The sequence below is a fragment of the Providencia sp. PROV119 genome, assembly GCF_028482435.1.
GTDB classification, from domain to species: domain Bacteria; phylum Pseudomonadota; class Gammaproteobacteria; order Enterobacterales; family Enterobacteriaceae; genus Providencia; species Providencia stuartii.
This window is the reverse complement of sequence record NZ_JAMPQL010000048.1, coordinates 1-4,435: the sequence shown is the minus strand read 5'-3', so window position 1 is coordinate 4,435 and position 4,435 is coordinate 1. Positions and strand designations below refer to the sequence as shown.

Sequence of the window (4,435 nt, the reverse complement as noted above, 5' to 3'; positions counted from 1 at the left end):
ATTAGATTGTCCCTCTAAGACACGGAATCGGTGGCTACACCACATCAACCAAGCAGTTAAAATTTATTTGCTTGCTTTTTACAGGAGACAAATCAGGGAGATAATTGAGAACATAAGGGAAGTGGTGCTGATAGGCAGATTCGAACTGCCGACCTCACCCTTACCAAGGGTGTGCTCTACCAACTGAGCTATATCAGCACATCTTGGAGCGGGCAGCGGGAATCGAACCCGCATCATCAGCTTGGAAGGCTGAGGTAATAGCCATTATACGATGCCCGCAATGAACTCGGCTACCTGAGTTATCAGCTGCTAAATGTAACCTGAATAAACTTTTTTGAAAAGTTCTTCAGGAGATGGTGGTGGGAGAAGGATTCGAACCTTCGAAGTCTGTGACGGCAGATTTACAGTCTGCTCCCTTTGGCCGCTTGGGTATCCCACCTATCCAAATTGTTAATTGGTGCCGGCACCAAGAGTCGAACTCGGGACCTACTGATTACAAGTCAGTTGCTCTACCAACTGAGCTATGCCGGCATCAAGTGCTGCGCATTCTAGGAAGAGTGAGCGCGACTTGCAACAAAAAATTTTAATTTTTTGTTCGCTTGCTCACATTTTATGCACTTTTTGCGATTTTGCTGCTTTTTTCGCTATATTCAGCTTAAAACATCTACAGCAGAACACTACTATAATCCATTATTATTTAATCAGTAAAGAGCCCTTGCATCATTAAAAAGTGACTTAGGCCATTTTCTAGAGCAAAAAATGATGTTCTGTATCTTCGTTCCCTCTTTCTAACCGCTGCTTTTTTCAGCAACTCGTTCTATTTTTACAGCCTTCGTCAAAAAAAATTCACATAAAACATAAAAAGTTCTACGCCTACTATCTTTCACTCGCTATGATGCAACTTAATTTTACGGATACGGGTGTTTAGGCAACCTGTCCAACCTGCATAGAATAGGCAGATGTTGGTTTATGAAACAGACAGAGAATTTTATTACTACGCCATACTTAGAGTTTGATAGGGAACATTGGGCAACATTACGTGATTCAGTCCCTTTGACATTAACGTCTAGCGAATTGATAGAGTTGAAAGGTATTAATGAAGAACTCTCGATGGAAGATGTTATTGAAATCTACCTACCATTATCTCGTTTACTCAATTTTTATATTAGCTCCAATTTGCGCCGTCAGGCTGTATTAGAGCAGTTCTTAGGAACAAATGGAGCAAAGGTTCCCTATATTATTGGGATTGCAGGCAGTGTTGCTGTAGGCAAGAGCACAACGGCTCGTCTATTACAGGCCTTATTAACACGTTGGCCTGAGCATAGAAAAGTTGATTTAATCACGACAGATGGTTTTTTGTATCCTAATCAGGTACTCAAAGATCGAAATATCATGAAGAAAAAGGGTTTTCCTCAGTCTTACGATATGCGAAGACTCGTGAATTTCGTGTCGCAGATAAAATCAGGGGCGCGTAACGTTGTTGCACCGGTCTACTCACATCTTACTTATGATATTGTGCCTGACCAACAACAGGTTATTGATCAGCCTGATATCCTAATTCTAGAAGGCTTAAACGTGCTACAGAGTGATATGGACTATCCACATGACCCACATCATGTGTTTGTCTCAGACTTTGTTGATTTCTCTATCTACGTGGATGCAGACCCTGAATTATTAAAGCAGTGGTATATTGGTCGGTTCCTAAAGTTCCGCCAAGGGGCATTTTCCGATCCTGATTCCTACTTCCACAATTATTCTAAATTAAGCGAAGAAGAAGCCGTTAAAATTGCAGGCTCTATTTGGGATGAAATTAATGGTTTAAACCTAAAAGAAAATATCTTACCCACGAAAGAACGTGCAAGTTTAATAATGACCAAAGGCGAAAACCATTCTATCCAGAATGTTAGGCTTAGAAAATAAACACTATATGCCGGTATAACTTACCGGCATCATTTTATTATTTTTCGTTAGATCTTAGTGATATTTCCCCACCGATATAAGGAATAATTTCACCATTATCCTGTTGTAATAAAAGAGCACCTTGTTGATTTATTCCTTTTTCCACACCGGTGATAATTTTATCACCAATCAACAACTTAACCTTCCTTCCCAAGAAGTTATCTAATTCAAACCAACGCTCCAAAAAGGGAACTAATCCTTCCTTCTCAAATAAAACTAATGCTTTTTTCAGTGCATTAATAATATCAGCAGACAATTTATTTCTTTCTATATTTTCTACTTCATCAATTAATGAGGCCCACTCCTGATTAATTGTACCCTCTTTATCTACATTCTTTTTTTCCATACCAATATTAATTCCAATACCAATAATGATATGTGCGGCATCACCTGTTTTTCCTGTTAATTCCACAAGTATACCTGCTAGTTTTTTATCATTAAGATAAAGATCATTAGGCCATTTTACTTTTACTTTACCCCTGCTTAGTTTATTTAAGGTTTCAGCAATTATGATCCCCACAACTAAACTTAGTCCGACTGCAGCTGCCGGCCCTTGATCAAGCTTCCAGTACATCGATAGATATAGATTACAACCAAATGGTGAAATCCATTGCCGCCCGCGTCGACCTCTCCCCGCACTTTGGTACTCCGCCAGACATGTATCGCCTGATTTTAAGCTCGAAATTCTTTCAAGCATATACTGATTTGTTGAATCAATGACAGGCTCCACAATCACATCACTGCCCTGAATATATTGCTTAATTAACTCACCATTGAGCAAATTAAGCGTATGGGGCAATTTATAGCCTTTACCTGCGATAGTTTGCACTTCAATGCCCCATGAACGCAGTGTTTTAATATGTTTATTAATCCCTGCTCGTGTCATCCCTAATGTATCGCCTAGCTGTTGGCCTGAGTGGATTTGAGCATCAGATAAGATCTCTATCAATTGTAGCGGTGTACTGGTTTCTTTCATAAAATGCAGTCCATAGGGTTAATTTCGCCATGTTTACCAATAAACCTCACTTCTGGCTCAAGCATGATACCAAAATGCTTATGCACGGTTTGGCTGACATATTTAGCTAAGTCAACAATATCACGCCCTGTCGCATGGCATTTATTAATGAGGACTAAAGCCTGCCGTGTATGTACAGCAGCGCCACCTAATTCATAGCCTTTCAACCCACATTGGTCTATCAACCAGCCCGCAGCAACCTTTATTGAGCCATCTTCTTGGGCATACTGTGGGCAAGTTGGAAAACGTTGTTTTATTTGATGCGCTTTATCTGCTGTAATAATTGGGTTTTTAAAGAAGCTTCCCACATTGCCCGTCACGGCGGGATCAGGTAATTTTGCTTTCCGTGTCTGGCATACGGCATCAAACACTTGCTGTGGAGTCACTGTTTCGGCATCTAAGAGTGCTAAATCCCCATAGGTGAGTTTAGGTGACCATTGTTTAGCAAACTTCAAACCAACCCCAATAATCACATGAGAATGCTGATAGTCATGCTTAAAGATACTATCACGGTAGCCAAAATGGCAGGCCTCAGCCTCTATCCTTTCTGTCTTACCAGTTTGGAGGTTCAGAGTATCGACATACTCACATAAATCCTTCAGCTCAACACCATAAGCACCTATGTTTTGAATTGGTGCAGAACCTACACAGCCAGGTATCAAGGCTAAATTTTCAGCACCATAGATACCTTTACCCATTAAATATTCAATAAATTGATGCCAGTTCTCACCTGCCGCAGAATACACATGCCAATATTCTGGGGTCTCTGTGATAGTAATGCCTCTAATACGATTGAGAATTACCGCACCATCAAAGTCTTCAATAAATAACACATTACTTCCCCCTCCAAGGATCAAAACAGGTAACTGCTGTTTTTGCGCATTAAGCCATTGCTGATAAATCTCTTCTGCTGATCCAGCAATACAAACTGACTTTGCTTGTGCTTCAATACCGAGAGTATTAAAGGGTTTTAATTCAAGGGATGGGTTCATTGCAGCCTTCAATAGATAACCAATAAAGATGAGCTAAGTCTATCAGGCTGACCCGCGAGAATCATTAAATAATGAGATGCCTCTCATGACATTAGGAGTATTAGGTTGAAATGGCAATGTGTCAGGAACAAGAAAAAAGAAGATACAGAATAATTTGAATGGGGCTAAATAGCAAAAAGCCACCCTAAGGTGGCTTTTCTATGTTTAAAACCTAGCAGTTCCCTACTCTCACATGGGGAAGCCCCACACTACCATCGGCGCTACGGCGTTTCACTACTGAGTTCGGCATGGGGTCAGGTGGGACCACCGCGCTATTGCCGCTAGGTAAATTCTTTTTTAATACTGATAAATTCATGGTGCTGATACCCAGATTCGAACTGGGGACCTCACCCTTACCAAGGGTGTGCTCTACCAACTGAGCCATATCAGCAATATGGTGCGGTCAGTCAGTACTGACACAACCTTTAAA

3 protein-coding genes, 5 tRNA genes and 1 rRNA gene are annotated in these 4,435 nt (G+C 40.7%); 1 reads left to right on the top strand and 8 read right to left on the bottom strand.

The annotated features are described in order from the left end of the window. Positions 1 to 122 precede the first annotated feature (122 nt). From PSF11_RS21090 to PSF11_RS21075, 4 genes are all read right to left on the bottom strand, one after another. Positions 123 to 198: transfer RNA gene (locus PSF11_RS21090), tRNA-Thr, on the bottom strand. A 6-nt stretch (positions 199 to 204) separates the two neighbouring features. Next, positions 205 to 279, bottom strand: a tRNA-Gly gene (locus tag PSF11_RS21085). 75 nt (positions 280 to 354) lie between these two features. Then, a tRNA-Tyr gene (locus PSF11_RS21080) sits at positions 355 to 439 on the bottom strand. 16 nt (positions 440 to 455) lie between these two features. Further along, positions 456 to 531, bottom strand: a tRNA-Thr gene (locus PSF11_RS21075). Between the two features lie 438 nt (positions 532 to 969). Between PSF11_RS21075 and coaA the strand changes: the two genes are divergently transcribed. After that, positions 970 to 1,920: a type I pantothenate kinase gene (gene coaA / locus PSF11_RS21070; protein WP_004924900.1), complete on the top strand. Its 951-nt coding sequence runs from the start codon at positions 970 to 972 to the stop codon at positions 1,918 to 1,920. Positions 1,921 to 1,957: 37 nt separating this feature from the next. On the opposite strand, the gene birA is transcribed toward coaA, so the two are convergent. The 4 genes from birA to PSF11_RS21050 all read right to left on the bottom strand — a co-directional run bounded on the left by birA (position 1,958) and on the right by PSF11_RS21050 (position 4,396). After that, positions 1,958 to 2,935 carry a bifunctional biotin--[acetyl-CoA-carboxylase] ligase/biotin operon repressor BirA gene (gene birA / locus PSF11_RS21065; RefSeq protein ID WP_004923065.1) on the bottom strand — a complete coding sequence of 326 codons (978 nt, stop codon included), beginning with the start codon at positions 2,933 to 2,935 and terminating at the stop codon, positions 1,958 to 1,960. After that, a complete protein-coding gene (gene murB, locus PSF11_RS21060) occupies positions 2,932 to 3,966 on the bottom strand; it encodes a UDP-N-acetylmuramate dehydrogenase (RefSeq protein ID WP_004923069.1) in 1,035 nt (344 codons plus the stop codon). Before murB ends, birA begins: the two co-directional genes overlap by 4 nt. Before the next feature lie 209 nt (positions 3,967 to 4,175). Beyond that, positions 4,176 to 4,291: ribosomal RNA gene (gene rrf / locus PSF11_RS21055) — 5S ribosomal RNA — on the bottom strand. Positions 4,292 to 4,320: 29 nt separating this feature from the next. After that, a tRNA-Thr gene (locus PSF11_RS21050) sits at positions 4,321 to 4,396 on the bottom strand. Between the last annotated feature and the right edge of the window lie 39 nt (positions 4,397 to 4,435).

Bases quoted from the DNA above. Each gene is read 5' to 3' on its own strand.
- coaA (WP_004924900.1), top strand. From the start codon at position 970: ATGAAACAGACAGAGAATTTTATTACTACGCCATACTTAGAGTTTGAT.
- birA (WP_004923065.1), bottom strand. From the start codon at position 2,935: ATGAAAGAAACCAGTACACCGCTACAATTGATAGAGATCTTATCTGAT.
- murB (WP_004923069.1), bottom strand. From the start codon at position 3,966: ATGAACCCATCCCTTGAATTAAAACCCTTTAATACTCTCGGTATTGAA.